This is a genomic window from Methanoculleus sp. MH98A (assembly GCF_000691865.1).
Classification (GTDB): Archaea; Halobacteriota; Methanomicrobia; order Methanomicrobiales; family Methanoculleaceae; genus Methanoculleus.
The window spans coordinates 67,747-94,744 of record NZ_JMIO01000006.1 but is presented as its reverse complement, the minus strand read 5'-3'; the positions used below and the strand labels follow the sequence as shown (position 1 = coordinate 94,744).

Below are 26,998 nucleotides of genomic sequence, written 5' to 3'. Positions count from 1 at the left end.
GTGCAGACGTATGCCCCAATTGGTTACACCGGAGATGCCCCGCAAGGGTAATGACAGAGATTCGTCACGGGCGTACAGCGACGTCGCCACGGAGGGTCTGTACGACCCGGGAGCCCTGAACAACAGGGGGGTGGCGCTTGAGAGGCAGGGCCGCTACGAGGAAGCGCTCGCTGCATTCAGTGCGGCGATACTCTGCGACAACGACGATGTCTACGCCTGGAACAACCGGGCGGTGATCCTCACCCGGCTCGACCGCCCCCAGGAAGCGGCGCTTGCGTGCAGGCAGGCGCTCGCGATCGACCGGTCGTGCATCTTTGCCCTGGTGACGTACGGCATGGTGCTCGGCAGGCTCGGGAACTACCCTGAGGCCGAGCATGTTCTTGCGGTGGCCGAAGACCTCGACCCGCAGGCCCGGGCGCTCTACCCGGGGAACTCGACGATGACCCGGGCCTGACCGGGCAGGTTCACTCATTTTTCCGGGCCCCCGGGGCCGATACACTGTCGGGTGCGATACGGTTTGCCGTATGGTGCAACCCCGCATGCACCCATGGTCCGGCCCGTCACATCGCGAGACCGCCGCGTTCGTCCGAACTCACGGAGAACCTTACGTTTTTATCCTCCCTGCCGCATAGAGTACACAATCGAGTGCCTCCGGCACGGAGTCGATCCCATGAAGACGCTCATACTTGCAGGCGGGAGCGGCACCCGCCTCTTCCCCCTCTCAAGGGAACACTACCCGAAACAGTTCATCCCGCTGATCGACGACGAGTCTCTCTTCCAGAAGACCGTGAAGAGGGCGCTCCTCTTCTCCTCGCCGCAGGAGATCGCCATCGTCACGAACACCGATCACCGGTTCCTGGTCCGGGACCAGCTCGCCGCCATTGGGTGCGACTGCCGCGTCCTCGTGGAGCCGGTGGGCAAGAACACCCTGCCGGCGATCTACTACGGTGCCCGCGAGATCACCCGGGACGGGCCGGACACGGTCGCGGTTCTCCCCTCGGATCACCTGATCACCACGCCCGGTCCGTTCCAGGACGCGTTCCGCCGGGCGGAGCGGCTTAGCAAGGACTACCTGGTGGCCTTCGGGGTGCGGCCGACCTCGCCACACACCGGATACGGCTATATCCGCCCCGGCGATCCTCTCGGAGACGGCTCAACCGTGGACGCCTTCGTCGAGAAGCCCGATCTCGAGACCGCCGGCCGGTACGTCGCCGACGGCTACCTCTGGAACTCCGGCATGTTCTGCTTCGATGCCGGTCTCTTCCTTGCCGAGTGCGAGGATTGCGCACCGGAGGTGGCCCAAGCGTTCGAACAGCCCCTCGAGGAGGCGTACAACACAACTCCCGCCCTCTCCATCGACTACGGGATCATGGAGAAGACCCGGCGGGCGGCGGTCGTGCCGCTTGAATGCGACTGGAGCGACGTGGGGAATTTCGACGCACTTTACGCTGCCCTTCAGAAGAATGGAGACGCAAACGCGGTCCGGGGCGAGCATATCGGGATCGACTCCTCCGAGAACCTGATCATTGCCGACCGTCTGGTCGCCACCGTCGGGGTCCGCGACCTCGCCATCGTCGAGACGAAAGACGCGATCCTGGTCGCCGCCCGGGACGAGGCCCAGCGGGTGGGTGAGATCGCAAAGGCCCTCCGCGAGAAGGGGGACTCCCGTGCGCTCTTCCACACGCAGGTCCACCGGCCCTGGGGCTCCTACACGAACCTGGAGGAGGGGCAATCCTACAAGATCAAGCGGGTCACCGTCCCCCCGAAACGGCGGCTGTCGCTGCAGATGCACCATCACCGCTCCGAGCACTGGGTGGTCGTCACCGGGTGCGCCGAGGTGACGATCGGGGACGAGGTCTCTCTTCTGCGGAACGGCGAGTCCACCTTCGTCCCGGCGGGAACGCTCCACCGGCTCGCGAACCCCGGCCTCCTGCCGCTCGAACTGATCGAGGTCCAGATCGGGGAGTACACCGGCGAGGACGATATCATCAGGTTCGAGGACGACTTCGAGCGGACGTGAGCCGCCGGGCGGGACCCCCTCCCTCCCCCCGCCTGCCCGCGACCAAACCGATATAATCCCGCGGTACATAGAATATAGGAGCCGATGCCGCGGGTATCGGCGGTTTAGATTTCTCGTACCCCCGTAGTGTAGTGGTCAATCATGCAGGACTTTGGATCCGGCGACGGCGGTTCGAATCCGCCCGGGGGTATCAGGGCGTGAAGTTCGATACCCACGCCACTTTTTTATGTTCCGCCCGGGAGTATTGTCCATTCACATAAGATGATACACGTGAGTATTTCGCAGCCACTCTCATCTTGTTCGGCGGCGAAACCGGAAGGGATTTTTTGGCGTACGGCGAGCATACGAGAATGAGCCATCTCTCTCCTGTCCTGATCGCCCCCTGCGGCATAAACTGCGGGCTCTGCATCGCCTACCTGCGGGAGAAGAACAGATGCCCGGGCTGCCGGACGGAGGATGCAGCCAGCCTGAACGCGTATTGCGCCCGGTGCAGGCTCCGGCAGTGCGAAGACCGTACGGGGGAGTACTGCTACGAATGCGCCGGATATCCCTGCACGCGGCTGAAACGCCTGGACAGGCGCTATGCAAAATACCGGACGAGCGTCCTCGACAACCTGCGCGAGATACGGGAGCGGGGAGTCACGGAGTTCGTCGAACAGGAGAAGGTCCGCTGGAGGTGCCCGCAGTGCGGGAATATCCTCAGCATGCACAGGGATCGCTGCCTGCACTGCGGCCGGACATGGTGATGGGGGAGCATCACCCGCACCGTCGCCGGCTCTGTTTGTATCTCGCCGGAACTTTGCATACCTGCCTGTGCCTCAATAACCTCCGGCGACGAACAAAAACGGGAAATCGGGTTCAGCGCAAACGGCAATACGGTATCGGACCGTACTGCCGCCGTCGCCCGGACGGATCCGGCGCCGTCGATACCTTTTTTGCGCTCGATACCCTCCCGCCCCACGGTGCCATCGAGTATGACCGAGGTTGACACGAGGATACGATCTATCCATGCCCGCGAGATACTGGACTCAAGGGGGAACCCGACCGTCGAAGCGGATGTCACGCTCGCCGGCGGGGCGTCCGGGCGTGCCGCGACCCCGTCCGGCGCATCGACCGGGAAGCACGAAGCCGTCGAGTTCCGGGACGGTGTAAAAGAGCGTTACGGCGGCAAAGGAGTGCAGAGACCCGTCAGCCAGATCAACGGCGAGATCGCCGTTACCCTGCAGGGCATGGACGCCCGCGACCAGGCGGCGGTGGACGGGGCGCTCATCGATCTCGACGGAACACCGAACAAACGGAACCTGGGTGCCAATGCCACGCTTGCGGTCTCCATGGCCGTAGCCAGGGCCGCCGCCGCCGCAGAGGGTCTCTGGCTCTGGGAGTACCTGGGAGACCCGCTAAAGCCGCTCCTTCCCGTCCCCATGATGAACATCCTCAACGGCGGCGTTCACGCCAACTGGCAGGGCCCGGATTTCCAGGAGTACATGATCGCTCCCTACGGCGCTCCGGGCGTCGCGGAAGCGGTCCGGTGGGGGAGCGAGACCTACCATGCGCTCAAAGATATCCTCAAGGCACGGGGTTACACGACCGGCGTCGGCGACGAAGGCGGGTTTGCCCCTGCGGTCTCCACGAACACCGAGCCGCTCGACCTGATCGTGGAGGCAATCGAACGTGCCGGGTATGCGCCCGGCGAGGAGATCGGGATTGCTCTCGATCCGGCGTCGAGCGCGTTCTACAGCGACGATGTCTATACGCTCAGGACCGAAGGGCTGACCCTGACCGCTGCCGAGATGGTGGACCGGTATCGCGACCTTGTGGCGGCATACCCGATCATCGTCATCGAGGACGGGCTTGCCGAGGACGACTGGGACGGCTGGCGGCTGCTGACCAAAACGATCGGCGATCGGGTGGAACTCGTCGGCGACGATCTCTTTGTTACGAACGTCGATCGGATCGATCTGGGTATCCGGAAGGGGGCCGCCAACGCCGTCCTGATTAAGCCCAACCAGATCGGGACGGTGACCGAGACGATTGCCGCGGTGCATCTCGCGCAGCAGCAGCACTGGGGTGCGATGGTCTCCCACCGGAGCGGCGAGACCGTCGACACGTTCATCGCCGACTTCACCGTCGCCATGCAGGCGGGCCACCTCAAGACGGGAGCGCCTGCCCGGGGCGAGCGGGTGGAGAAGTACAACCAGCTCATCAGGATCGAAGAGGCGGCCGGGGATACGGCCCGGTATGCCGGAAGGGCCGGGTTCGTCCGGTAGTGCCGGGGTGATGCCGTAGCCCCGTATCGCCAGCGGAATCTCCGGCGCGGGGGAGAGGCGGTTCCGGATCGCGCTGCAACTCTCCGGTGTTCCACATATTTCTTAAGGCCTCTCTCCCAGATCATGGGTGACCATGGAAAGCGCTGCCCTAGCAATTGAGATTCAAATGAGCCTCCTCCTCTTCCTCGCGCTCGCCGGCTACCTTGTGGCATCCCGCATCAATCAGTCGGCGACGATCGGGGCGATTCTTGTGGGGGTTCTGGTCGGACCGAGCGTTCTCGGCCTGATCACTTACACGGACTTCGTCGCGACCCTGGCGCATCTCGGAGCAATCATCCTCCTCTTCGTCATCGGTTTCGAATTTAACATCAGGGATATCCTCGATCCGCGCTACGGCGTCATCGGCCTTCTCGGCGTGATCCTCCCATGGATAGGCGGCTATGCCACCGCCGTCTTCTTCGGGTTCGACTTCGCGAGCGCGGTCTTCGTCGGCACGGCGCTGACAGCGACGAGTATCGCCATAACCGCAAACGTTCTCAAGGAGATCGGCGTGCTCCAGACCCCGGCAGCGAAGGCAATCATCGGCGCTGCGGTCATCGACGACGTCCTCTCCCTCCTGGTGCTTGCCGTCTCCACCGATCTGGTGGTGAGCGGGGATATCTCGGTGGTATCGGTCGGCGTGATGCTCGGCAAAGCCGTTGGATTCATCGTCGTCGCCGGTGCCGTCGGGTACTTCGGCATCAGAAAGGTCATCGAGCGAATGGACGCAACTCCCCTGGCGCGGAAGTATCCTGAGTTTGTCTTCATCTTCGCCATGATGGTGGCGTTCCTGTATGCGATGCTTGCCGACCTGGTGGGCTTATCGGGCATCATCGGCGCGTTCCTTGCCGGGGTCGCTTTTGCCGGTGTCGAGCTCCGGCAGAGTAAGGGCGTCCACGAGGGTGCCGAGTACTTCCAGATCGTCTTCGCCTCGATCTTCTTCGTATCGCTCGGGATCCTCGCAGATGTCCGCGCGCTCACATCCGACATGGTCCTCTTCCTGGTGGCGCTGACCCTGATCGCCATCGTTACCAAGGTCGTCGGGTGCGCTCTCCCTGCCCGGGCGATGGGGATGTGCCGTGAGGACTCCCTCATCATCGGGTTCGGGATGGCGCCGCGAGGCGAGGTGGCGATGATCGTCGCCCTGATCGGGCTGGAATCGGGCTGATCGGCCAGAGTATCTTCGTGGTGATCGTCCTGATGAGCCTGCTGACCACGCTCATCACTCCGATTGTCTACCGGAACTGGTTCTACAAAGGTGCATACTGCCCTGTCGACTGATGCAGGGGGAGAGCCTGCACCCTTTTCTCAAAATCTCCTCTCCCCTCCCCGTGCGAAAAAAGAATAGCGGAACCGCGAGGCCTCGCCTTCACCAGACCTCCGGGAACGCCATGTTGGTGTAGATATCCTCGAGGCGCGCCTTGTGGCCCCGCTCCATCGCGGCAAGGCTCTCGAACAACTCGATCTGCTCCGGGTCCACGCTGAGGCTCGCGAGCTGGGTGTACATCTGCATCGCGTCGAGCTCTTTTCTGATTGCGATGACGAGGCCGTCGAGCGGCTTTAAGTCGGCCGAGAGCGGGGGTGTCTCCAGGGTTTGGGCAACTTTGTAGTCCCGCTTCGTGTCAAACCCGAGTTTCGCAGGTTCCTTCGTGAGAAAGCCCTCAAGGGTCTTCCGATGTTGGCTCTCCTCCCCGGCAAGTTCGTTGAAGAGGTTCTTTAAGTTCTCGTCCGTGACCTTCTCCCTGACCGTGCGGTAGAAGGTGTATGCCTCGATCTCGCGGTCGATGGCATTCGATATGATGGAACGGTATTCTTCGGTGTCCATGACTTTATGCACCGGTGGGACAGTAGCGTCCGGGGCTTTTAAACCTTGTCAGGGGCGGGGTTTGGTAGGGTGTTGGCAGGCATGTCTGTGGTGTGGCGGGGGGGTGGTTTGGGGATGGGAGGATGAGTGGCCAAACTGACGATGTCAAACATTGGGTTCCCGTCCTACTGTTGTCAGAAGCGTCACAAACCGTACACGGCTTTCCACCGGCTTCGCACCTTCGGTGCTCTAGCTCCGGTTCTCCGAACCATCGCCTATCGCCATGGACTGCCCCCGCCCCCTGGGGCGGGGTGCGACGGGCCATGGGGCCGGAGCATGAGCACCGCAGGTGCGGAGGAGGAGGCCGGAGACCGGGCGGGGTGCGACGGACGGGACGTCCGGAGCTTGAGAAGACCGAAGGTCTTCGAGTGGGGGTTACAGGAATTCCCTCGTATGTGGAGACAGGGGAGGGGGGATGCTCCCCCCTCCCCGTCAGCCCCACCCCCAGGGGCGATATCCTCATGAAATCCGTGCTAGGTGTCGTTCGACCGCTTCGTCTGCTGCCACTTCCGCGTGGCTGTCCGAAGGACGCGATGGCGGGCACATCCATCGCAAGTCACACCTGCGGTGCTCGCGCTCCGGTTCCTACGAACCATCACAAGTCGCACCTGCGGTGCTCCCACTCCGACCCCGAAAACGCTTCGCGTTTTCTCAAGCTCCGGTCCTTCACACCTCCGGTGCTCACGCTCCCGCCCCGCACCTTCGGTGCTCCTGCTCCGTTCCTACGGAACATCGCACCCTTCGGCCGGTCGCGCTTCGGACCATCGCACCCATCGGGTCGTCGCGCCCCGAAAATTCGCACAAAAAAAAGAGTGATTAAATAAACCGGGGCTTCCGCGAGAGAAGCTTCGGCGTGTAGAGCGGCCGGAAGGGCTTTCCGGCGGTCTCCAACTTCACCGCCTGGACGAGTTCGTTCTCGGTCATCGACTCCTTGAAAGGCTTCTTCTTCTCCGAGAGCTTCCGGATGGTGACCATGAGCCGGCCGGTCTCGGCCTCCTGGTCGCCGATCACCGCGACGTAGGGCACCCAGTCCATCCCGGCCTCGCGGACTTTCTTGTTCACGCTCTCGTCCCGGTCGTCGACGTCCGCTCTGATGCCGGCCGCGTTCAGCCGGGTGCCGATCTCTTCCGCGAAACAGACGTGCCGCTCCGCCACCGGCACCAGCCTGACCTGGGTCGGGGCGAGCCAGGTCGGGAACGAGGGGACCTCCTGTGCCGCGGTGCCCTCGAGCATCGCGCAGATCACCCGCTCGATCGAGCCCGTCGGCGAACAGTGGAGGATCGGGGGGTGGACCTCCCGTCCCGTCCGGGGCGTAGTACTTGATATCGAACCGGTCGGCGCTCTCCACGTCGATCTGGACGGTCGGGTTCTCGATGGGCCTCCCCTGTGCATCGATCGCCGCAAGATCGACTTTAGCGATCCAGTAGTGGGTCCGCTCCGAGAGGACCTCGATCAGCATCGGGACGCCCGACTTCGCGACGATCCCCTTCACCCAGAGTTCGTACTGCTCGAAGAAGTCGCGGGTGCACCGGAAGACCCCGACAAGCGGGGTCTCGAGATCCTCGCCGGTCTTCCAGCCTATCGCGAGCTGCTCCTCGAACGCCGTGAGCGCGCCGTCCATGTCCCGGCAGAGGGTGTGCATATCGGGCATCGTGAAGGCGCGCAGACGCTTCAGCCCGATCACCTCGCCCTTCTGCTCGTGGCGGAACGAGTAGGTCGAGAGCTCGTAGAGTTTCATCGGGAGGGTGTTCGGGGAGATGTGCATGTCGTGCATGATCGAGAACATCCCGAAACACGCCGCGAACCGGAGCATCATGTCGCGGTTGCCGCTCTTGAACCGGTACTGCCGCTCCCCGAACTTGGCCGCGTGCTCCGCGATCGCCGCATCACCGAGGTCGTACATCACCGGGGTCTCGACCGGCATCCCGCCGTAGTCAAGCACCTGTGTAAGGACGTAATCGGAGAGAAGGTCCCGGATCAGCTTGCCCCGGGGCATCCAGCGGTGGTTTCCAACATCCGCACGTGGTTCGTACTCCACGAGTTCCTTCGCACGCATCAGGTCGACGTGCACCGGCTCGGCCCCTTCCGGCCCCGGATACCCGAGTTCCTTCCGGATCAGGGCGGCGAAGGGCGTTTCCTCCTTCGCGTAATCGGCCGCGTCTTTGCGGTCCCCCTCGGGGGTGATGACGAAGAACTCGTGCTCGATCTCCTTCTTGGGCGCGGCAGCCCCTTCGCCCGGGACGATCGTCCGCGAGAGCTCGGAGAGCGGATGGCCCTTGCAGGAGAGCGAGAATGCCTTGTACCAGCCGAACGGCGCGCGTTTCACGACGAAGCCGTCCGTACCGACGAGGGCCCCCTCGATGCCCTTAAGAACACTCACCGCCGCCCCCGGCGATGCAAGGTCGGAGGAGAGGTGGGCATAGGGGTAGATCATGATATTGGTGGTGCCGAGCTGCCGGGCGGTGGCGACGATCTCGTCCGCCGCCTGCCTGACGGCGTCCTCAATGTTCTCTTCGTCGACAGACTCAACCGCGCAGAAGACGGCAAGCGCCTCGTCGAGGGCGTCCTTTGGGACGGCGTCCTCTTCGGCGACCTTCGTCTTCTTCCGGGCCTCGTATTCGATGTGATCAGAGTGGATTAGAAGAAGTCGCATTGGTATCCCCAGTTGAATCGTTCAATATCTGTTTTCCTGCTATATAGTGCATGACGCTCGGCGGGCGGGGAGCATGTGCCCCGGGCCGCCGCTCTCGCCGGATTCCCGGCATCAGTCCTGCGCGCGGCGCGCGTTCTCGTGGTAGCGTGAGAGGGTCGCCTGCCGCTGGTCCATGTACTTCGCGTCCTGCTTCATGTTGTAGGGGCGCGCGGCGCGATCTGTTCTGTAGAAGACCAGTTGCCCGATCGGCATCCCCGCGTAGACCTTGACCGGCCGGGAGTTCACGTTGCACATCTCGAGCGTGATCGTCCCCCGAAACCCGGCGTCGATCCAGCCTCCCGTCTGGTGGAGTTCGACACCGAGGCGCGCGATGCTGCTCTTCCCCTCGATGCTCGCAACGACGTCGTCGGGGAGTTCGATCGCCTCGAGCGTCTCGGCGAGGAGGAACCGGCCCGGTGCGAGGACGATCGAGTCGGCCACCGTCTCTTCGGTGTCTCTGCAGACGGTCTCGCTGTCGTAGGGGTCGATCACGGTCTTTCCCGGGACGTACCAGACAAAGTGCGAACCGAGCCTGATATCCAGGGAATTTGGCTGAATCAGGCCGGGTTCAAAGGGATCAACCCTGATATGCCCGCGCCTGATGCGGTCTTCTATCTGCCAGTCGACAAGAATCATTCCACTCTATTTCTCCCGCAAACTATTCTTTGTTTTCGAGATGCCACTCCGTCCGGCGCATCAGCCGTGAAGCGTGCTCGCCTCGCGGATGGTCAGTTTCGTCCGGCCGAGCACCCGACAGATCAGGGTCATCGTGTTCTCCCGCTTGAAGTCCGGGTGGTCGATCCGGTTGAGGAACGCGTCGATGTGCCGGTAGAGCGAATCCATCTCGACGGGGCTCGCGAGGGGATAGGTCCCGCGCGGCAGGTTCGCGAGCTCGTAGCAGAGGATGCCCACCGCGTGGGAGAGGTTGAGGATCGGGTAGATCTCCGAGGTCGGGATGGTGCAGATGAGGTTTGCGCGCGCGAGTTCGGTGTTCGCGAGCCCCCAGTTCTCCCGCCCGAAGAGGATCGCGACCGTCCCGTCGATGTCGGCGACGATCTCCCTGACCTCCGCCGGCGCGTAGTAGGGCATCCGCATCGGGGTGCAGACCGACTTGCTCACCTCGCCGGTCGTCGCGACCACGAAGTCGAACTCGTTATAGACCTCCTTGATCGTCATCCGCCGGGCATTATCGAGGACGTCGCGGGCGTGGGAGGCGCGCATGATCGCGTCGTCGCCGAGCGTGCAGGGGTTGACGAGAACCAGCCGGGTGAACCCGAAGTTCTTCATCACCCGTGCGGTAAACCCGACGTTCCCCTCGTAGAGGGGCTCGATCAGGACGATTGAGATCTCAGGCATGCCTCACTGTACCGCCCGGACCGTCGCCCGGAGCACGTCGATCCCTTCCTCGTAGACCGCGTTCCCCACGACAATAGTATCGGCATAGCGGCCCATCTCCGCCGCCTGCTCGGCCGAACGGATCCCGCCGCCGTAGTAGAGGGTGGCGTTCTCGACAGCCTCGGACGCCGCCTGCACGATTGCGGGATCCCCGTAGGTTCCGCTGTACTCGATGTAGACGATCGGGAACCGGAAGTAGCGGTCCGCGACCTGTGCGAACGCGGCAACGTCCCCGGTCGAGAGGCTGCAGTCCGCCCCCGTCACCCGGCCGACGGCGGAGTTCGGGTTGAGGACGATGTAGGCCTCGGGCACCACCATCTCCCAGTCGATGCCGCTCGCCTGGCGCAGCCAGGCGTAGTGCTTCCCGACGATCCAGCGGACGTCGTTCGTGTTCAACACGCTCGGCACGAAGAGGTGATCGATACCCCCGTCGAAGATGGCGCAGTCGGGGCTCGCCGGTTCCACCACCAGCGGCAGCCCATAGGCGGAGACCAGATCCAGGAGTTCCTGGAGGTTCTCCCGCGTCACGTTCAGGGTGCCCGAGAGCATCAGGGCATCGGTCCCGCTCGTTGCGATCTCCTCGACGGCTCCTCTCGGGAGGCGTTTATCGGGGTCAAGTTTCGTTACATGTGCCCAGGTCTTCCAGTTCGCGTGCATGGTGTCACTTCAGGTGGCCGATGTAGTCGCGGAGTCTGGCCTTCGGGATGCCGGTGACGGAGGAGACCTCCTCCGGGTCGGCAACACGGAGCGTTGCGGCGTCGTAGATGCCTGCAAGGTAGAGCCTGTCCACGGTCGCCTCACCGAGTCCGGGGACCTCCAGGAGTTCTTTTCGCCCGCGCTCAAAGGCTGCCTTGGTGATCTTTTGCGGGGCAGGGTGCCCGCGGTGCCTGCAGACCAGATCCACATGTTTATGTACGGTTTCCGGGTTAATGCCGGTTTTGCTTGCAAGGTAGGGGATGGGGAGGTAACAGAAATCGTCGGGAGTCGCGACGCCGCCTGCCTGGTACTTCTTCAGGCTGACCGCGGGAACCCCGGCCTCCCGGAGGGCGCGTTCGTTGCAGAGCCCGCGGGCCGCCTCAAGGAGTTCGGTTCCGGCAGCCTCCGGGATCCCGGCCTTCTTGAGCGCGGCGGGTTCGGCCACCGAGAGCGCGTGGATATCGCCGATCCCCTGTTCGAGGAGGTTTTTGATGATCTTCGCGTGACTGCGACCCCTTCTCGGGGGGACAATCTTGCGGACGAACTTCCTGAGTTCCGAACGGCGGCGGAGAACCTCAAGTGCATCCTCTGCCTCTCTCGCGAGCTCTACGGCCTCTTTTGTGCCGACGTCGACGGTGTTTGCGAGATCTTCAGGCTGCATGCCCGCGATCTCGGAGACCGTGTAGATGTGGTGCGCGTGCAGGCGCTGCATGAGGTCGTCGGTCATCGAGGGCATCATCCGGAGCGCCTCGACGTTCGAGGCGATATGGCTGCAGAGCGGGCAGCCGATGTCCCACGGCCGTGCGCCCTTCCGGATCAGGCGGACGTGGGAGAGGTTGTGCTCCGGGCATGTCGCTTCGACCCGGATTGCCTTGCCCCAGGTGCTGCCGGGCAGGCTGATGTTGAACCGGCACTCGGGGTAGCCGGTGCAGCCGATGAACTGGGAGACGCCGATGTGCCGGATCCGGAGATCGTGGCCGCAGGCAGGGCAGGGGCCGACGGTATGCTCCTCGGCGGTCTGCTCCATGATCTCGGTGCCGATCTCCGACCTGTGCGCCTCGAGTTTGTCGAAGACCCGGTGCAGCATCTCGCGGGACTCGGTGACGACGTCTTCGCGGGAGCGCCGGCTCTGCTTGATGAACTCCATGTGCTCCTCAAGCGTCCGGGTCATCTCCGGCTCCGTGATCGTCTCGGCGTGGTTGTCGAGGGCGTCGATGACGGCTCTCCCGACGAGTGTCGGGCGGAGGGGGTTGCCTTCCACGTAGCGGCGGGAGACGAGTTTGCCGATCACCTCGTGCCGGGTGCTCTTCGTGCCGAGACCGTGTTCCTCCATCACCTGGATGAGCCGGCTCTGGGAGTAGCGCGCCGGCGGCTGCGTCTCCTTCTCCTCGAGGTTCACGTTCCTGATCGGCAGCCGTTCACCCTGGGCGAGCACCGGGAGGATGTTCTCCTTGGCCTCCGAGTAGGGGTAGATCCGGCGCCACCCGGCGTAGAGGAGCCTGCCGCCCGTGGCCTTGTAAGACTCTCCGGACGCATCGAAGGTGCACCTTGTGGTCGCCCACTTCGCATCGGGGGAGAGGGTCGCGAGGAACCGCCGCACGACGAGTTCGTAGACCTTCCACCGGTCCTGCCCGAGGGCCTCGCGGGTCGCGGAGCCCGTCGGGTGAATCGGCGGGTGGTCGGTGCTCTCCTTCTTGCCCCGGGTCGGGACGGGCCGCCGGTTCTGCTGCACCCAGGCGACGTCCTTATCGAAGACGCCTCCTTTGAGGGTATTGAGGATCGCGTTCAGGTTCAGCGATTTCGGGTAGACCGTGTTGTCGGTCCTCGGGTAGGAGATGTACCCGTTCATGTAGAGGTCTTCGGCAAGCCGCATCGCGTTCGCCGCCGAGAGGCCCAGGCGGCTCGCCGCGACGATGAAGGTCGTGGTGTCGAACGGCGTCGGCGCCCGGTCGTTCTTCTGCCCCTCTTTCACGTCCGTGACGACGAGCGGCTCCTTTGTCCCCGCTTCCGCGGCGAGGGCCGCTTCGTGGTCGGTGAACCGCCCGGCGGTATGCCGCGCCTCGATCGGTACGCCGTCCTTCTCGGTTTCAAGCGAGAGCATCCAGTAGGTCTGGGGAACGAAACTCTCGATCTCACGCTCCCGCTCGACGATCATGGCGAGCGTCGGGCTCTGCACCCGCCCGACGGAGAGGATGTTCGTGCCGCCCCGGCGTGCCGCGAGGCTGATGAACCGGGTCAGCGCCGCTCCCCACATCAGGTCGACCGTCTGGCGGGCCTCGCCGGCAGCCGCGAGGTCGAAGTCGAGGTCGGTCAGGTTCTCAAACGCGGTGCGGATCTCCGCCGGGGTTATCGCGGAGAACCGGGCACGGTTGATCCTGACGTTGGGGTTCACCGCACGGACGAGTTCGTAGGCCTCCTTTCCGATCAGTTCTCCCTCGGTATCATAATCGGTCGCGATGGTGACGAGATCCGCTTTCCTCGAGAGTTTCTGGATGAGGTTGACGATCTTCTTCTCGGTCGGCTTCTTGACGATGCCTGCATCGATGAGGGTTCGCGGCGTGTGGGTCTCGCTTCGCCAGTTCGTGTAGCCGGGCTCGAAGTCTACCTCCACCACGTGCCCTTTGAGGCCGACCACCGTCTTCGTGTCGAAGGAATACGTGGATACGCTTCCGTCCTTCTTTGCTCTCACTTTCTCGGTACCGGCGAGGATCTGCGCGATCCTGTTTGCGAGATGTTCTTTTCTGCGATGATCAGATGCACTGCGGATTACACCCCGCCTGTATCAATATACCCGGATACGATCTTCCCGAGTTCCCTCGGGTCCGCCCGCCCGCGGGTTTCTTTCATCACCTGCCCCACGAGGAAGTTCAGGGCGCCTTTCTTTCCGGCCCGATAGTCCTCCACCGCCTGTGGGTTTGCGGCGACCACCTTCTCGACGACCTGCGCGAACTCGTCTCCCGTGGCCCTGGCGAGCCCTTCGCGCTCCACGATCACGGCGGGAGGCTCGCAGGGCTTGCCGGCGGCGCAGGCATCGAGCATCTCCCGCAGAACCTGGACGCCGACCGTATCGGTGATGGTCTCCGTCCGCAGAAGCGCGAGGAGTTCCACGATGCGTTCGGCCGGGACGGCGGCGATGCCCATGTCGCGGTAGTTGAGTTCCCCGAGGAGCGTGTCGGCAACCCAGGTGGCGGCGAGGACGGGATCGGCGGACGCAACGCGTTCGTAGAAGTCGGCGAGTTTCGGGTCGCCGGTCAGCGTCCGGGCGTGATTGAGCGAGATGCCGTACTGCGCCATGAACCGGTTCTTACGGGCGGTGGGAAGTTCGGGAAGGTCGATTGCCGCGACCCGGTCCGCGACCCGGAGCGGTCGGAGGTCGGGCTCGGGGAAGTAGCGGTAGTCGTGCTCCTCCTCCTTGCTGCGCGAAGAGGTGGTGATCCCGCGCCCTTCCATGAAGTGGCGGGTCTCTCTCGTCACCTTCTGGCCGCGCCGGAGCAGGTTCTTCTGCCGGGTCACCTCGAAGGTGAGGGCCTTCTCGACGCCCTTGTAGGAGGAGATGTTCTTGACCTCGACCCGCTCGGAGCCTTCAAGGGAGATGTTTGCGTCCACCCGGAGGCCGCCCTCCCGCTCGCCGTCGAAGACGCCGAGGTACTCGAGGACCGTCCGGAGTTTGTTGAGGAACCGGCGGGCCTCCTGCGGGGAGCGCATGTCCGGTTCGGTGACGATCTCAAGAAGCGGGATACCCGACCGGTTGTAGTCGACGAGCGAGTACTTCGAACCGCCCGCGACGTGGACGAGCCTCCCCGGGTCCTCTTCGAGGTGCACACGGGTGATCCGGACGATCTTCTCGTGCCCCTCGTCGTCCTCGATCTCGACCGTCCCTTCGACCGCGAGGGGTTTATCGTACTGTGTGATCTGGTAGGCCTTCGGGAGGTCGGGGTAGAAGTAGTTCTTCCGGGCGAACTCCGACTCTTCCAGGACTTTCATGTCGAGGGCTTTTGCCACCTTCAGGCCGTAATCGACCGCTCTTCTATTCAGGCGCGGGAGCGCCCCGGGGAGGCCGAGACAGACCGGACAGCAGTGGGTGTTCGGCTCGTCGTCGCGGTAGTCCGTCGAGCACCCGCAGAAGAGCTTCGTTGCGGTCGAGAGCTGGACGTGGATCTCGAGCCCGACGATTGTCTTCATGCCCTCACCTCCTGCTCGTAGGCATAAGCGGTATCGACGACGCGTTCGTCCTCGAACTGCCTTCCCATGATCTGGAGCCCCACGGGGAGGCCGTCAACTCTGCCGCACGGGACGGATATCGCCGGGATGCCGGCGAGGTTCGCCGGCACCGTGAGGATGTCGGAGAGGTACATCGAGAGCGGGTCGGACTTCTCGCCGAGGCGGAAGGCCGTCGTCGGCATCGTCGGACCGGCGATGACGTCCGCTTCGCGGAAGGCCCGCTCGAAGTCCTGGTGTATGTTGCGGCGGGCCACCTGCGCCTTCGCGTAGTACCGGCCGGCGTAGCCCGCCGAGAGGGCGAAGGTCCCGAGCATGATCCGGCGCCTGACCTCGGCGCCGAACAACTCCAGCCGCAGGTCCTGGTAGGCCTCGTGCCAGGACTTCCTGGTATCGACCGCCGGGCCGTAGCGGACGCCGTCGAACCTCGCGAGGTTTGAGGAGGCTTCGCTCGTGCAGATGACGTAGTAGGCCGCGAGCGCGTGCCGCATCCCGGGGATGCTCACCGGGACGGTCTCTGCCCCGAGCCCTTCGAGAACCCCGATTGCGTCCCGGACGGTCTCTCCCACACGGGGGTCGACGCCTTCGCCGAAGTATTCCTCCGGTATCCCGACCCGGAGCCCTTTGATCTCGGCCGAGGGCTGGTGGTCGTACGGACGGTCGAGCATCGTCGAGTCGCGGGGGTCGTACCGCGCGATCACCGACATCAGCCTTGAAACGTCCTCCACGGTTCGTGCCATCGGCCCGATCTGTTCGAGGGAGTTTGCGTAGGCGATGAGGCCGTAGCGGGAGACCCGGCCGTAGGTGGGTTTGAGGCCTGCGATCCCGCAGAACGCCGCGGGGCACCGGATCGAGCCGCCGGTATCGGTGCCGAGCGCCATCGGGACGAGGCCCGCGGCGACGGCGGCGGCGCTCCCTCCGGACGATCCGCCGGGCACCCTTGACAGGTCCGCCGGGTTTTGGGTGGGGCCGAACGCGCTCGTCTCGGTGGTGGTGCCCATCCCGAACTCGTCCATGTTGGTCTTGCCGACGATAGCGGCGCCCGCCTTTCTGAGGAGTTCGACGACGTAGGCGTCATACGGCGGGACGTAGCCTTCGAGGATCTTCGATCCGCAGGTGGTCTGTATCCCTGCCGTCGAGATGTTGTCCTTGATCGCGACGGCGGTACCGGCGAGCGCCCCGTCGGTGAACGGCGCTGTGCTGCAGGTAGTGATGAAGGCGTTGTACCGGTCGTCCGGCGAGAATTCGAGGGTTCCCGCCACTCACATCACCCTCGGCGCCTTAACAAACCCGTTCTCGGTCGACCCTGCGTTCGCGAGTGCTTCTTCCTGCGTGAGGCAGGGGCGGGGCTCGTCGTCCCTAAAGACGTTCACGATCCCGGCGTCCGGGGCGCTTTCTCCCTCGACGGTGTCGAGAACCTCGAAGTAGTCCAGGATTGCATTGAACTGGGTGGTGAACTCCGGCACCTCGTCTTTTGAAATGCCGATATCCGCAAGTTCTGCTATATGCTCAATATCGCTCTCAGTAATCATGTTCCGCCCTACTGATATCCGTTAAGTACCCTTGTACCGACTTTTTATAACCATTGTTACGTGCGAGCCGTTGCATCGCTCTCCAGATCCCGCTCCCGTATTGCATCGCTTTCTTCTCGGCCCGGGCGATTTCGACGGGAATGTGGCGTTCTGCGATCTCGCGCAGGGGGTGTTTTCTCACCCCGCCGCGCACCCGCTCGGCGGCCGGGATTGCCCGGGCGGCGCGCACCACCCGGACGTCGAGGTAGGGCATCGAGAAGTATGCCCCGTGAAGCCCCGCCACCGCCTGATCCCGCGTTCTCTGGCGTCCGAGGTCGGCGAAGTCCCGTTCGAGCTCCGCCGTGAGGTCGGGGGAGGTGAGGTAGCGGGCGTAGCCGCCGAAGAGTTCGTCCGCTCCCTGCCCGGCGAGGATCCGGGTATGGCCGTGCTCTTTTGCCCACGCGGCGACGAAGGAGAGGGTCGTTGCAATCGAGGCCTCGAGGGGATTCGTCGGGTCGGGGATGACCCGGACGACCCGGGCGAGCGCCTCCGCGACCTCTTCCTCGGTCGGCGTGACGATCTCGAGGTCGAGCCCCATCATCCGGGCGGCTACGGCGGCCCGCCTGACGTCGTGCGACCCTTCGAGCCCCACGGCCACGCAGGGGAGGCGGGCGAGGTGGGCGACGAGAGCAGAGTCTACGCCGCCGGAGAACGCCACCGCGCCCTTGCCGCTCCTGAGGTTGACCGCGGTGACGATCGCCTCCTCAAGGGTGCAGGAGGGCGGATCGGGGTTTATCCGGGCAACCTCGCGCCCCCCGCAACAGATGGTCCCGGGCGGGACCGGGCCGGGCATGATCCCGAGTGCGTCGCGGGCGGTGCAGTCACCGTAGGTAAGCAGGAACTCGCCGCCGCACCCATTGAGTGCCTCCGGTCCCACTTCGAGCAGCTGCTCCACATCGGCGGGGGTGAGGCGCACTCCGTCACGTTCTATCCAGCCCTTCAGGTTCATGGTCGGCATATTCCGTAATCCGGCAGGTATCGCCATGAGGCTCACGCGGTACGCGGACGCCTCAAAAAACGGATCTGTGTCAGTGTTTGCACTGTTAAATTATAAATGTGCGTACACCGGTCGGCGCGAGATGCGGGCTGTTCGGGCGGTTTCGGCCTGAATATATCACCCCCGGGCGGATATGGCGATCCTGACCGGACGCAGCGTCACCTCGGGCGCGTGGCCCTCGGCAAAGGTGAGCGTCACCCGGCCGTCTCCGGAGGAGGACGTGCAGTTAACGACATCGGCATATATCCTTGTCTCGTGCAGCGTCTCGTTGCACGCCTCCCAGAGTGGCGTGTTCAGCGGAACCGGGAGGCCTGTATTGACCACGATTTCGATCGTGGGCGGTGATTGGGAAGTCAGGTTGATCTTCATCGTCTCCACCGACGTATCGAGCGAAAGCGTCCCCCCACGCCGTTTCCGCTCGCGAACGTCTGCTCCCACGAGAATCCCTGGGGGCTGGAGGAGATCGGGAGACGGCTGCTTGAAGCGCACGAACGCGGCCTCTGGGATGCCGATCCGGATGTTCTCGAAGGGTTGCGGGCGGCGTACCTGGAGATGGAGGGCTGGATCGAGGACAGGATGGGCGATGCCGGAGGCGACGTCCAGGGCGGTGCGGTTCGCGTGGTGACCGTGGGGGATGTAAAAGCACTGCGGGGAGCACGGGAGAAGGAGTGAGCGGCGTGAAGACGGCGATGGCGATAAGCGACGTTTCGGCAGAAACGGAGCTCGAGCACCGTCAGGTGCGCTACTCGTTAACGCGTCGCGCTCCACTGGTAATCGTCTTCGTGCGGCACGTTCCCGCTCCCCCTCATTTCTGTTTTCGCAGTCTGAACAGACATGCCGTGAGAAACAGTGCACCCGCTGCAGAAACTACCTCAAATCCCGGCGATGCGGGTGCCGCCGGATCTTCGAGCGGGATCGCATAAAGGTTGTTTCCATCGCTCACGACGATCGTTCTGCCGTCGGGAGACCACTGGTGCATCATGTATGCCGGATTATCAGGACCGAGGGGTGCGAGGCCGGAGCCGTCGCTCTTCATCACCCAGAGCGCCCGGTCCCGCGATTCCGACCGGAAGGCGATCCTGGTACCGTCCGGCGACCAGATCGGTGATCTGTCCCGGTTTCCGGTTGTCAATTGCTCCGAACCCGATCCGTCGCTATTGATAATTCGGAGAGAGAACTCCGGCAATGTCCCCGGCGGTGACGCGACTACGTAGGCGATCCTGGTGCCGTCCGGGGACCAGGAATACCCGGATACGCTCCCCTCGCTGAACGTCACCTGTGTCTCGCCCGCTCCGTCGCTCTGCATGGCCCAGATCTCCCGGTTCCCGGATCTGTCTGCGAGGTATGCGATCCTGTCCCCCTGCGGCTGCCACAGGGGCAGGCGCGCATCTCCGCCGCTCGTCAGTTGTTTCTTGTTGCCGCCGTCCGCGTCCATGATCCAGATGTCCGCTTCCGTGCGGATGGCCGAGAGGTTCACTTCCTGGATGGCTGCATCATCGAAGAGGCAGGAGGTATAGACGATCCGCTTTCCATCGGCGCTCCAGTCCGCCCCGTAGCCGGAGAGCCCCGGAATGGGGACGATGCGGCCGCCTTCGGTCAGGCGCACCCTCCCGGTCCCGTCCGGGTTCATTGTCCAGAGGTCGAGCCCTCTTCCACCGTCGGAGAGGAAGAGGAGTTTCTTCCCGTCCGGTGACCAGGGATCGAACTCGGTGAAAAGATTCCACGAACGGTCGTCCGTCACCGGTACCGGGTTTTGGCCGTCGCGCTCTATCACCCGGATGCCGGCATGAACTCCGTCGGATGAGACGAAGGCGATCCTGGCGCCGTCCGGTGACCAGAAGGGGTACGAATCGAATGCCGAATCGTTTGTCAGCTGGACGACGGGTGCGGCCGCTGCCGGGAGAGCGGACGCGATCAGCAGCAGGACGATACATATCGTTTTTCGGTTCATACAGGCCTCTCCTGTGCGTCTCATGGATATATTTCGGCACATTTCCTTCCCATTGCGATACTATGTCACTCGAAATTCCGTAACAGTGCCTGGAGGGACACGGAACCGCAACGGCTATCCCCTGGCAGCCAGCAGCCCTATTGCCCTCCGGGCACGTATTTGGGGGCCGGGATACGACGGCAATCGGGGTTCCCGGCCCCCGCGGGATACCGTACACGGTGTCACCGTTCAAGGCGTCAACGTTCCCCCATATACCTTTTCTGTGACAAACATCGAACTGTCGTGGCTGTACCCGGGCCGTCGCATTCTCCTGATACGCGCTCGTTGTTCCATCTCCCGGCAGTACTGCCGATATCCAGTGGAAATATACCTCGATCCCCGGATCGCGGGTATGAGTGCATACCGCGGTAAGAATCCTGCATACCTTCCCCGAATATCGAAACCCGACGGAATAATCGGTTTGCCTACGATGTAGCCCCTCCCCGGGAGCGAAAGTGCGCGCCCGTCTATCATCGGATATCCGTCCGCACGAACTGCGTGTATGCGACGGCAAAGAAGACGACGGGCTAGAGGATCAGCGCCACCACGCTCGACCATATCCCGCCGGGTGTATCTTCAGGGGTCGCCCTCGGGAGGCGTGAATCCTCAGGATCAGGATGCTCCTCAGGGAGCGTCCTTTGAGCATCGTCAGGTGCGCGTCCGGTGAACCGTCGCGCCGCGGGGTGGTGACGCAGGCGGGGCATTCGGGCGCGGAAGGGATCTCTACCTGCACGAAGAGGAGGGGCTGCCGGATATCTATTACATCCACATCTGGTCGATGGAGCCCGGCGAAGACGAACAGATCCAACCTATCTCCATCGTATCCGCCGAGGAGTTCCTGGAGTCGCGGGGGCTCGTGCTTGCCGCATACCCGGAGCAGCGGGGGAGCGAGGTATTGCGGTCGTACGGCTACGGCATCGCGGAAGAGTTCTGAACATGCCGGCGGGGGCACTACCCGATCGCCGACCTTTCGGGCTCCTGCGGGAGATCGCGGCGACCGAACGGGATGCGATGGTGCATCCCGCCTGAATCGCTGCCAGCCTCTTTCTCCGGCGGGGTGCCGCGCTCTGTTCTGATCCGACTCCCGTCTCGTTATTCTATTTTGGGCAAGGGGTCGGCCGGTATCGGCTGTTCGCGTCGGATATCCCTGCGAAACACCGATACGTATCTTAGTTTCATTCTCTTTACTTGCAGAACGCAAATAGATAGATAGACCGGTGAAAACCTCCATGCACGAATCAGCACTCGCCCGGTTCAGAAGCGAGATCCGGCACTTCTATGTAATCACCATCGCGAACATCGTCTTTGCCGCCCTCGTGATGGCGTTCGGCATCAGCGTGATCGTCGGAGAGGCGGTTTCCATGTACGAGACCTTCTCTACCGCGCAGTATGTGATCTATTCCCCGGTCGTCCTGTTCATCGCACTTGTTGCCGCCCTTACGGGCTTCCGCTGGCTTCTCACCAGCGTCCGGGTTTTCGAAGGGATCGAGATGATCAAGGGCGACCTCGATGGGATGGGAGGCGAGGTCCCGGACGAGGCTCTCACCCGCCTCATCGTAAGCATGCTCTCCCACTACCGCGACAACCGCGCGACCATCCGCACCATGATCCTGGTCTGCACGCTCGGCGGCATCTGCTCGTTTCTTCTCGGGCTCGCTGTCAGCCTGGAGCACCTCTCCGTCTCACCGGACGGTATCTCCTTCACCATCAACAACTACCTGGTCATCCCGTTCATGCTCCTCACGCTCGGGGTTGCCCTCGTCAGCCTTGCCTCCTCGTACTACTTCTCCCGGTTCGCAAACGTCTGGGACGAGCGGCTCGACGAGATCGAGGAGTCCGAGGCTCTCCTGAAAGAAACGCTGGAGACGGATCGGCGATGAGCGGGCGCAGGACGGCGTTTGAGATCTACTGGGAAATCCTGGTCTTCTGCAGAACGCCGCAGTCGTTTACCGCCATCATCAACCGGTGCGACCTGAACTCAAAGACCGGGCAGGAGTATCTCCGGTTCCTCGTGGAAAAAGGGTATCTTGCTGAAGTGACCGAGGAGGACAGGACCCGTTACCTCGCCACCGAGAAGGCCGGGGAGTACACCGCGCTCTTCAGCTCGCTCTATCGAAAACTCTTCGATGCCCCTCCCCGGTTCAAACTATGAAGGGCGTCCGAAACCCTTTCACCGGCAGAGCGGCGTGAGTTTCTCGATCAGCCGCTCCACCTGCCGGACGGCCGTCCCGATGTAGGCGTCGGGGTCGAGGAGAGCGTCGAGTTCCTCGCGGGTGACGAACGCCGTGACCTCGGGCCGCTCGCCGAGCACCTCGGCGAGGTCGCGGTCTTCGGCGAGGGCCTGCATGCTCGCCGTCCGCATCGCCTCGTGGGCCTCCTGCCGGCTCATGCCCCGCCTGGTGAGGTCGATCATCACCGACTCGGCGAGGTTCACGCCCCTGAGCAGCATCAGGTTCTTCCGGATGTTCGGTTTATTGAACTCAAGGCCATCCATCACGTTGATCATCACGTTGAGGATGTGGTCGGCGAGCACCGACGCTCGGGGAAGAGGGCCCGCTCGGGGGAGGAGTTCGTCAGGTCGCGCTCGTCCCAGAGGACGTTGTTCTGCAGTGCCGGCTCGACCGCGGAGCGCACGATCCGGGCAAGGCCGCAAACCTGCTCGCTCTTTATTGGGTTTCTCTTGTGAGGCATCGTGCTCGAGCCCACCTGCTTCTTCCCGAACGCCTCCGCAAGCTCCCCGATCTCGGAGCGCTGCATCAGCCGGAGTTCAAGGCCGATCTTGTCGAGCGTCGTCGCGACGTTCGCAAGGAACATGAAGTACTCCGCGTAGCGGTCCCTTGCGATGAGCTGGTTGGAGACGTCCACGGCCCGGATTCCGAGGAACTCCATCATCGTCTCCTGGATCTCGATACCGGCATCCCCGAGGGCTGCCTGGGTGCCCACCGCTCCGGTGAGCTGCCCGACGACGACCCGGGGTCGCATCTGGCGGAGCCGCTCGATGTGGCGGGAGACTTCGCTCGCCCAGATCGCGAACCGCAGCCCGTAGGTGGTGGGCACACCGATCTGCCCGTGGGTGCGGCCGGCGCAGACCAGGGTCTTCGTCTCGGCGCTCCGGGCAAGAAGCACGCAGAGGAGTTTACCGAGTTTCTCCTCGATGAGCATGAGGCTCTCGCGGACCTGCAGGGCGGTCGCCGTATCCAGGATGTCGTTCGAGGTCGCGCCGTAGTGAATCCACCTGCCCGCATCGCCGCAGACCTCGGTGACGGCCTTGACGATCGCCATCATGTCGTGGTTGATCTCGGCCTCGATCTCCTTCGCCCGCTCGAGGCGCGCTTCCGGCGCGCGTGTCGCGATCGTCTCCGCATCCTCGCGGGGGATCATCCCGTGCGCCGCCTCCGCTCGTGCCAGCGCCACTTCGGCCGTGACGATAGCCCGGAAGCGGTTCTCCTCACTCCAGACGGCACGCATTTCCGGGGTGCCGTACCGGTAGTCGATGGGATGGATTGCCATAATAGAGAAGTGTTGGCATTCTCGCTACAAAAAGGGGGTTGCCGCCCCTCTCCCCGCGCCGCAGGGCTCGCCGTCATATCCACTCTTTCTTTTTAAAGTAGAGAAGCATCGCGAGCGCGACACCCAGCATGAGGAGGAGAACGAGCAGGTAGCCCCAGGGCGAGTCTTCGAGCGGTATGTCCCTGAGATTCATCCCGTAAAACCCGGTGATAAAGCTCAAAGGGATGAAGATGCTCGCGACGATGGTGAGGATCGTCGTGATCTCGGCGAGCTTGTTGTTCTGGTTCGAGGTATGGAGATCCATCACGCCGGAGAGGGTATCCCTGGTATACTCCGCAACCTCTGCCGCCTGGATGCACCGATCGTAAATATCCCGGAAGTACGGGATCGTCTCCTTCCGGACAAGGCTCAACTCCCGGCTTGCAAGCGCCCCGAGAACCTCGCGTGCCGGGACGGCCGCTCTCCGGATGGTCAGGAGATCTTCCTTGAGTTCGTAGATCTGTTTTAAGGCAAGCGGGTCCGCGGCAGCCAGAACCCTGCCCTGGAGGTCTTCCACCCGGTCGTCGACCGCGTCGAGGATGGCGAGGTAGACACTCACCATGGCGTCGAGGAGCGTATAGGCGAGAAAATCCGGCCCCGATCCCCGGGTGACGCTCAGCTCGTTCCTGAGCCGCTCCCTGACCTGCTCGAAGACCTGGAAGGGCTGCTCCCGGAACGTTATGACGTAGTTCTCCCCGAAGATCAGGCTGACCTGCTCGCTTGTGACTCTGCCGTCTCTCTCCGAGAGCATCCTCGCGATGACGGCGACGTAGCTCCCGAACTCCTCCACCTTCGGCCGCTGGTCCGGGGCCGTGATATCCCCCATCGTGAGCGGGTGGATCCCCGCCTGCCTGCCGAGGATCACGAGTTCGTCGCGCTCCGGCACCCCGACGACGTCGATCCAGGTGACCGTCTCCCGGCCGATCCACGACCATGCCTCGGTGAGTTCGATGCACTCGTGCTCCTCGATGCGATCCTCCGTGTAGTCGATCACCCGGATCGAGAGTATCCCACAGGTTTTTTCCGGCCGCATCACCACCTCCCGACTCCCTGCTCCCCGGGGGAGAGGCGGATACGCCTTGCCGGTCCCGGCAAATCACCCGGCGAGCCGCCCGGCAGGGGCCACGGATACCATCCCCGGGAGGGGGCATCCATCCCATGGTATAAAACATCACTGTCGGGTCGATTATGCCTCCTCGACCGGCCCGCCGTCGTAGACGATGATGTTCTCGGTCGCGATGGTGATATCGTCGGCCGCTTCGACCGCCTCGAGGAGTTTGCGGGAGAGGTCGTCTTTCGTGGCCCGCTTCCTCCGGACATCGGTCACGTACCGGATAGAAAAGTCGATCCAGTTGTCGGTGAGGGTCAGGTAGACGGACGGCTCCACCTCTCTCCTCGGCAGGTAGTAACGCATGCCGATCCTCTCGATCTCCTGCTCGGCCCGTCCGGACGTCGCCGCTGTCTCCCGGCGAACGATATCGAGAAAGAGGGAGACCGCCCGCCGCCAGTCCGACCCGTAGGTGATGGGGATGGAGATCTCGTCCCAGACGAAGGTGTGATCCATCGTGTAGTTGAAGACCCTTGATGACAGGACGGCACCGTTCGGGACGACGGCGATCCTGCCCGTTGCCTGATCCCCCTTCACGTCGCGGGCGTGGATCTCCAGGATCTTCGTCGCGAGGATCCCGATATCGATCACGTCGCCCATCGTCTCGCTGATCTCGATACGGTCGCCGATCTGGTAGGTGCGCGAGACGATGATCAGGATCCCGCCGACGAAGTTCTTGAAGAGATCCTGGAGCGCGACGGCGATCCCGGCACCGATGATCCCGTAGGCGACGAAGATGTAGTTGGTGTCGATCCAGACCCGGAGGAGGATGACGGCGACGACGACGAACTTTAAGATGGACACCGTTCTCCGAAACGAGTAGCGCTCCCGCTCGTCCTTGATGCGCCGGAGGGTGAGCGACTCGACGACGAGGAAGAAGAAGTAGACGAGGCTGATCGTGAGGGACGTGTAGAAGACGCGTTCGAGGAAGATGTCCGGGTAGAGGAGTGCTGCAAGCAGGAACAGGGCCGTGGCGGTGCCGGAGATCACGATGACGGCGACGGTTCTCAGCGTCGCCCGTCTCTCTTCCTGCCTCTCCGGTTGCCGTCGGTCCGCCTGCATACTCCTCGCCCTGCTTCTCCTCGCAGCAAGATGGCGCGGGTTTTGACGTTGCGGGATATAATGATATCCTGGTTACGGGCGGGAAGGGGTGGCGGCCGCGGTTCAGATCCAGCCTTTCTTCCTGAAGTAGAGGAGCATCGCGGCCGCGACGACCGTCATCGAGGCGAGGGCCGCCGGGTATCCCCAGGGATGGCTGATCTCCGGCATGTAGGCGAAGTTCATGCCGTAGACCCCGGCGATGAAGGTGAGCGGGATGAAGATGGTGGCGATGACGGTGAGGACCTTCATGATCTCGTTCATCTTGCTGCTCTGGCTCGAGAGGTAGACGTCGAGGGTTCCGGACATTGTATCCCGGTAGGTCTCCACGGTCTCGGCGACCTCTATGGTGTGGTCGTAGACATCCCGGAGGTAGACGAGCGTCGGTTCCTGGATAAGGGGCGACTCGCCCCGTTCGAGTTCCGCCACCACGTCGCGGAGCGGCCAGACCGACCGCCGGAGGGCAACAAGGGACCGTTTTAAGGCGTAGATCGCCTGCAGGGTCTCCCGGTCGGGGTCTGCCACCACCTCCTCCTCGACCACCTCGATACGCTCCCCGAAGACCTCGATCACAGAGAAGTAGCCGTCGACAATCGCGTCGAGCAGGGCATAGAAGAGGTAATCGGCCCCCTCGCTTCGGAGCCGCCCGGCTCCTGCACGCAGCCGCTCCCGGATGCGCTCGAAGACGTCGCCCGGGTGTTCCTGGAAGGATACGACGTAACCTCTCCCGAGCACCAGGCTGACCTGCTCGCTGTGGAACTCGCCGTCTCCGGGAGCGAGCATCCGGACTGCAACGTAGAGGTAATCGCCGTAATCCTCGATCTTCGGCCGCTGGCGGGTGTTCGCGATGTCCTCCAGGGTCAGGGGGTGAATCCCGACGGCATCCCCGACCGCCTGGATCACCCCGGTATCGTGGACGCCGTCGACGTCGATCCAGATGACCGCCGGACGGCGAGCCGGGAGCCGGAGCTCTGGCAGCGTATACGTTCGCTCGCCGAGGCGGGACTCATCGTAATCGATGACCGTGACGGTGACCGGTCGTGAGCGGGGGGCCGCTCCACCCGTCACCCGGTCGTCGTGCAGGCTCATAGGATATCCGGGTGGTTCAGGTGGGTTTATCGAAAATGAAGGGATTTTTGGGCTTCACCTTCTTGTTGCCGCTATCTCATCCTCTCTCTTCGCCTTCGCTGCAGCGCGGCCGATCAGGATGACCGCGATCACCGCGATGATCGTCACGACGATGGCATACACGAACATGGCGACAAGCGAGCTCTGATCTCCAAAAATCTCCGCGAAAAGCTCCTGAATGGCTCCGTTCCATGCGAGAGCGGCGATCAGGCCGAATGCAGCCGCGAGAAGAGCCGATACCTTTTCAATGACCTCAGCCTTGAGTGACATACAGTCTCACCGGCGAGCGGTAAGCGGGCTAATATATAATACTTCCGCAAGGGCGTCCCGGTCTGCGCCCTCCCTCCCTTCCGCCGTTCGGGCAGT

General features: G+C 63.4%; 22 protein-coding genes, 1 tRNA gene and 5 pseudogenes. 10 read left to right on the top strand and 18 right to left on the bottom strand.

Features of this window, described 5'->3' with window-relative positions:
- The first annotated feature begins 10 nt into the window (after positions 1-10).
- The 6 genes and pseudogenes from EI28_RS01225 to EI28_RS01200 all read left to right on the top strand — a co-directional run bounded on the left by EI28_RS01225 (position 11) and on the right by EI28_RS01200 (position 5,607).
- Entirely contained in the window at positions 11-454 is a 444-nt protein-coding gene (locus tag EI28_RS01225; protein ID WP_048111978.1) for a tetratricopeptide repeat protein, read from the top strand.
- Between the two features lie 216 nt (positions 455-670).
- The gene (locus tag EI28_RS01220; protein ID WP_048111977.1) at positions 671-2,020 is read left to right on the top strand and encodes a mannose-1-phosphate guanylyltransferase/mannose-6-phosphate isomerase; all 1,350 of its coding nucleotides are present in this window, start codon (positions 671-673) and stop codon (positions 2,018-2,020) included.
- A 117-nt stretch (positions 2,021-2,137) separates the two neighbouring features.
- Positions 2,138-2,210: transfer RNA gene (locus EI28_RS01215), tRNA-Gln, on the top strand.
- A gap of 160 nt (positions 2,211-2,370) precedes the next feature.
- Complete coding sequence (locus tag EI28_RS01210) at positions 2,371-2,766, top strand: DUF3795 domain-containing protein (RefSeq protein ID WP_048111976.1); 396 nt, start codon at positions 2,371-2,373, stop codon at positions 2,764-2,766.
- Between the two features lie 228 nt (positions 2,767-2,994).
- Complete coding sequence (eno, locus tag EI28_RS01205; protein ID WP_048111974.1) at positions 2,995-4,287, top strand: phosphopyruvate hydratase; 1,293 nt, start codon at positions 2,995-2,997, stop codon at positions 4,285-4,287.
- A gap of 133 nt (positions 4,288-4,420) precedes the next feature.
- Positions 4,421-5,607, top strand: a pseudogene (locus EI28_RS01200) (cation:proton antiporter).
- Between the two features lie 88 nt (positions 5,608-5,695).
- Here EI28_RS01200 and EI28_RS01195 read toward each other — a convergent pair.
- The 11 genes and pseudogenes from EI28_RS01195 to EI28_RS13300 all read right to left on the bottom strand — a co-directional run bounded on the left by EI28_RS01195 (position 5,696) and on the right by EI28_RS13300 (position 18,128).
- A complete protein-coding gene (locus tag EI28_RS01195; RefSeq protein ID WP_048111973.1) occupies positions 5,696-6,151 on the bottom strand; it encodes a ferritin family protein in 456 nt (151 codons plus the stop codon).
- Between the two features lie 855 nt (positions 6,152-7,006).
- Positions 7,007-8,843 (bottom strand): annotated as a pseudogene (locus tag EI28_RS01190) (threonine--tRNA ligase).
- Between the two features lie 111 nt (positions 8,844-8,954).
- Positions 8,955-9,518, bottom strand: coding sequence for a dCTP deaminase (dcd, locus tag EI28_RS01185; protein WP_048111972.1), 564 nt, complete (start codon positions 9,516-9,518; stop codon positions 8,955-8,957).
- A 22-nt stretch (positions 9,519-9,540) separates the two neighbouring features.
- A pseudogene (locus EI28_RS01180) lies at positions 9,541-10,238 on the bottom strand (RNA methyltransferase).
- A gap of 3 nt (positions 10,239-10,241) precedes the next feature.
- The gene (locus EI28_RS01175; protein ID WP_011843613.1) at positions 10,242-10,934 is read right to left on the bottom strand and encodes a phosphoglycerol geranylgeranyltransferase; all 693 of its coding nucleotides are present in this window, start codon (positions 10,932-10,934) and stop codon (positions 10,242-10,244) included.
- Positions 10,935-10,938: 4 nt separating this feature from the next.
- Positions 10,939-13,733, bottom strand: a pseudogene (locus EI28_RS01170) (DNA topoisomerase I).
- 6 nt (positions 13,734-13,739) lie between these two features.
- On the bottom strand, positions 13,740-15,155 hold the full coding sequence (gene gatB, locus EI28_RS01165) for an Asp-tRNA(Asn)/Glu-tRNA(Gln) amidotransferase subunit GatB (protein WP_048111971.1): 1,416 nt from the start codon (positions 15,153-15,155) through the stop codon (positions 13,740-13,742).
- Positions 15,152-16,453, bottom strand: coding sequence for an Asp-tRNA(Asn)/Glu-tRNA(Gln) amidotransferase subunit GatA (gatA, locus tag EI28_RS01160; RefSeq protein ID WP_048111970.1), 1,302 nt, complete (start codon positions 16,451-16,453; stop codon positions 15,152-15,154). The genes gatB and gatA overlap by 4 nt, the downstream gene beginning before the upstream one ends.
- The gene (gene gatC, locus EI28_RS01155) at positions 16,454-16,723 is read right to left on the bottom strand and encodes an Asp-tRNA(Asn)/Glu-tRNA(Gln) amidotransferase subunit GatC (protein ID WP_048111969.1); all 270 of its coding nucleotides are present in this window, start codon (positions 16,721-16,723) and stop codon (positions 16,454-16,456) included. It lies immediately after the preceding gene.
- Positions 16,713-17,720: an asparagine synthase C-terminal domain-containing protein gene (locus EI28_RS01150; RefSeq protein ID WP_048111968.1), complete on the bottom strand. Its 1,008-nt coding sequence runs from the start codon at positions 17,718-17,720 to the stop codon at positions 16,713-16,715. The genes gatC and EI28_RS01150 overlap by 11 nt, the downstream gene beginning before the upstream one ends.
- A gap of 156 nt (positions 17,721-17,876) precedes the next feature.
- Positions 17,877-18,128, bottom strand: a complete 252-nt coding sequence (locus EI28_RS13300) for a hypothetical protein (protein WP_231476520.1) — start codon at positions 18,126-18,128, stop codon at positions 17,877-17,879.
- Here EI28_RS13300 and EI28_RS13295 point away from each other — a divergent pair.
- Positions 18,105-18,431 (top strand): cobaltochelatase subunit CobN, encoded by a 327-nt coding sequence (locus tag EI28_RS13295; protein ID WP_231476519.1) that lies wholly within the window; start codon positions 18,105-18,107, stop codon positions 18,429-18,431. The two genes, EI28_RS13300 and EI28_RS13295, sit on opposite strands and share 24 nt — an antisense overlap.
- Before the next feature lie 133 nt (positions 18,432-18,564).
- Here the strand turns inward: EI28_RS13295 and EI28_RS01140 are convergent, their stop codons facing one another.
- Both EI28_RS01140 and EI28_RS14325 read right to left on the bottom strand, forming a co-directional pair.
- Positions 18,565-19,710, bottom strand: coding sequence for an LpqB family beta-propeller domain-containing protein (locus tag EI28_RS01140; RefSeq protein WP_231476518.1), 1,146 nt, complete (start codon positions 19,708-19,710; stop codon positions 18,565-18,567).
- Positions 19,711-20,284: 574 nt separating this feature from the next.
- The gene (locus tag EI28_RS14325) at positions 20,285-20,518 is read right to left on the bottom strand and encodes a hypothetical protein (protein WP_197018453.1); all 234 of its coding nucleotides are present in this window, start codon (positions 20,516-20,518) and stop codon (positions 20,285-20,287) included.
- Between the two features lie 9 nt (positions 20,519-20,527).
- Between EI28_RS14325 and EI28_RS14630 the strand changes: the two genes are divergently transcribed.
- The 3 genes from EI28_RS14630 (at position 20,528) to EI28_RS01125 (ending at position 21,901) form a co-directional block, all read left to right on the top strand.
- Entirely contained in the window at positions 20,528-20,683 is a 156-nt protein-coding gene (locus tag EI28_RS14630; protein WP_231476517.1) for a hypothetical protein, read from the top strand.
- A 295-nt stretch (positions 20,684-20,978) separates the two neighbouring features.
- Positions 20,979-21,629 carry a hypothetical protein gene (locus EI28_RS01130; RefSeq protein WP_048111965.1) on the top strand — a complete coding sequence of 217 codons (651 nt, stop codon included), beginning with the start codon at positions 20,979-20,981 and terminating at the stop codon, positions 21,627-21,629.
- The gene (locus EI28_RS01125) at positions 21,626-21,901 is read left to right on the top strand and encodes a winged helix-turn-helix domain-containing protein (RefSeq protein ID WP_048111964.1); all 276 of its coding nucleotides are present in this window, start codon (positions 21,626-21,628) and stop codon (positions 21,899-21,901) included. Before EI28_RS01130 ends, EI28_RS01125 begins: the two co-directional genes overlap by 4 nt.
- 18 nt (positions 21,902-21,919) lie before the next feature.
- Here EI28_RS01125 and purB read toward each other — a convergent pair.
- From purB to EI28_RS01100, 5 genes and pseudogenes are all read right to left on the bottom strand, one after another.
- Positions 21,920-23,259 (bottom strand): annotated as a pseudogene (gene purB, locus EI28_RS01120) (adenylosuccinate lyase).
- 73 nt (positions 23,260-23,332) lie between these two features.
- Entirely contained in the window at positions 23,333-24,331 is a 999-nt protein-coding gene (corA, locus tag EI28_RS01115; protein ID WP_048111963.1) for a magnesium/cobalt transporter CorA, read from the bottom strand.
- Positions 24,332-24,484: 153 nt separating this feature from the next.
- Complete coding sequence (locus EI28_RS01110) at positions 24,485-25,468, bottom strand: mechanosensitive ion channel family protein (RefSeq protein WP_048111961.1); 984 nt, start codon at positions 25,466-25,468, stop codon at positions 24,485-24,487.
- Between the two features lie 102 nt (positions 25,469-25,570).
- Positions 25,571-26,593, bottom strand: a complete 1,023-nt coding sequence (corA, locus tag EI28_RS01105; protein WP_048111960.1) for a magnesium/cobalt transporter CorA — start codon at positions 26,591-26,593, stop codon at positions 25,571-25,573.
- A 54-nt stretch (positions 26,594-26,647) separates the two neighbouring features.
- Positions 26,648-26,902, bottom strand: a complete 255-nt coding sequence (locus tag EI28_RS01100; RefSeq protein ID WP_011843632.1) for a DUF5654 family protein — start codon at positions 26,900-26,902, stop codon at positions 26,648-26,650.
- Positions 26,903-26,998: the final 96 nt, after the last annotated feature.

Coding starts and splice junctions, on each gene's coding strand:
- EI28_RS01150 (WP_048111968.1), bottom strand. CDS start 17,720: ATGCCGACCATGAACCTGAAGGGCTGGATAGAACGTGACGGAGTGCGC.
- gatB (WP_048111971.1), bottom strand. CDS start 15,155: ATGAAGACAATCGTCGGGCTCGAGATCCACGTCCAGCTCTCGACCGCA.
- corA (WP_048111963.1), bottom strand. CDS start 24,331: ATGCGGCCGGAAAAAACCTGTGGGATACTCTCGATCCGGGTGATCGAC.
- EI28_RS01210 (WP_048111976.1), top strand. CDS start 2,371: ATGAGCCATCTCTCTCCTGTCCTGATCGCCCCCTGCGGCATAAACTGC.
- EI28_RS01195 (WP_048111973.1), bottom strand. CDS start 6,151: ATGGACACCGAAGAATACCGTTCCATCATATCGAATGCCATCGACCGC.
- EI28_RS01175 (WP_011843613.1), bottom strand. CDS start 10,934: ATGCACGCGAACTGGAAGACCTGGGCACATGTAACGAAACTTGACCCC.
- EI28_RS14630 (WP_231476517.1), top strand. CDS start 20,528: ATGGAGCCCGGCGAAGACGAACAGATCCAACCTATCTCCATCGTATCC.
- EI28_RS01110 (WP_048111961.1), bottom strand. CDS start 25,468: ATGCAGGCGGACCGACGGCAACCGGAGAGGCAGGAAGAGAGACGGGCG.
- EI28_RS01100 (WP_011843632.1), bottom strand. CDS start 26,902: ATGTCACTCAAGGCTGAGGTCATTGAAAAGGTATCGGCTCTTCTCGCG.
- eno (WP_048111974.1), top strand. CDS start 2,995: ATGACCGAGGTTGACACGAGGATACGATCTATCCATGCCCGCGAGATA.
- EI28_RS01125 (WP_048111964.1), top strand. CDS start 21,626: ATGAGCGGGCGCAGGACGGCGTTTGAGATCTACTGGGAAATCCTGGTC.
- EI28_RS01130 (WP_048111965.1), top strand. CDS start 20,979: ATGCACGAATCAGCACTCGCCCGGTTCAGAAGCGAGATCCGGCACTTC.
- EI28_RS01220 (WP_048111977.1), top strand. CDS start 671: ATGAAGACGCTCATACTTGCAGGCGGGAGCGGCACCCGCCTCTTCCCC.
- EI28_RS01225 (WP_048111978.1), top strand. CDS start 11: ATGCCCCAATTGGTTACACCGGAGATGCCCCGCAAGGGTAATGACAGA.
- EI28_RS01140 (WP_231476518.1), bottom strand. CDS start 19,710: ATGAACCGAAAAACGATATGTATCGTCCTGCTGCTGATCGCGTCCGCT.
- dcd (WP_048111972.1), bottom strand. CDS start 9,518: ATGATTCTTGTCGACTGGCAGATAGAAGACCGCATCAGGCGCGGGCAT.
- gatC (WP_048111969.1), bottom strand. CDS start 16,723: ATGATTACTGAGAGCGATATTGAGCATATAGCAGAACTTGCGGATATC.
- EI28_RS13300 (WP_231476520.1), bottom strand. CDS start 18,128: ATGAAGATCAACCTGACTTCCCAATCACCGCCCACGATCGAAATCGTG.
- corA (WP_048111960.1), bottom strand. CDS start 26,593: ATGAGCCTGCACGACGACCGGGTGACGGGTGGAGCGGCCCCCCGCTCA.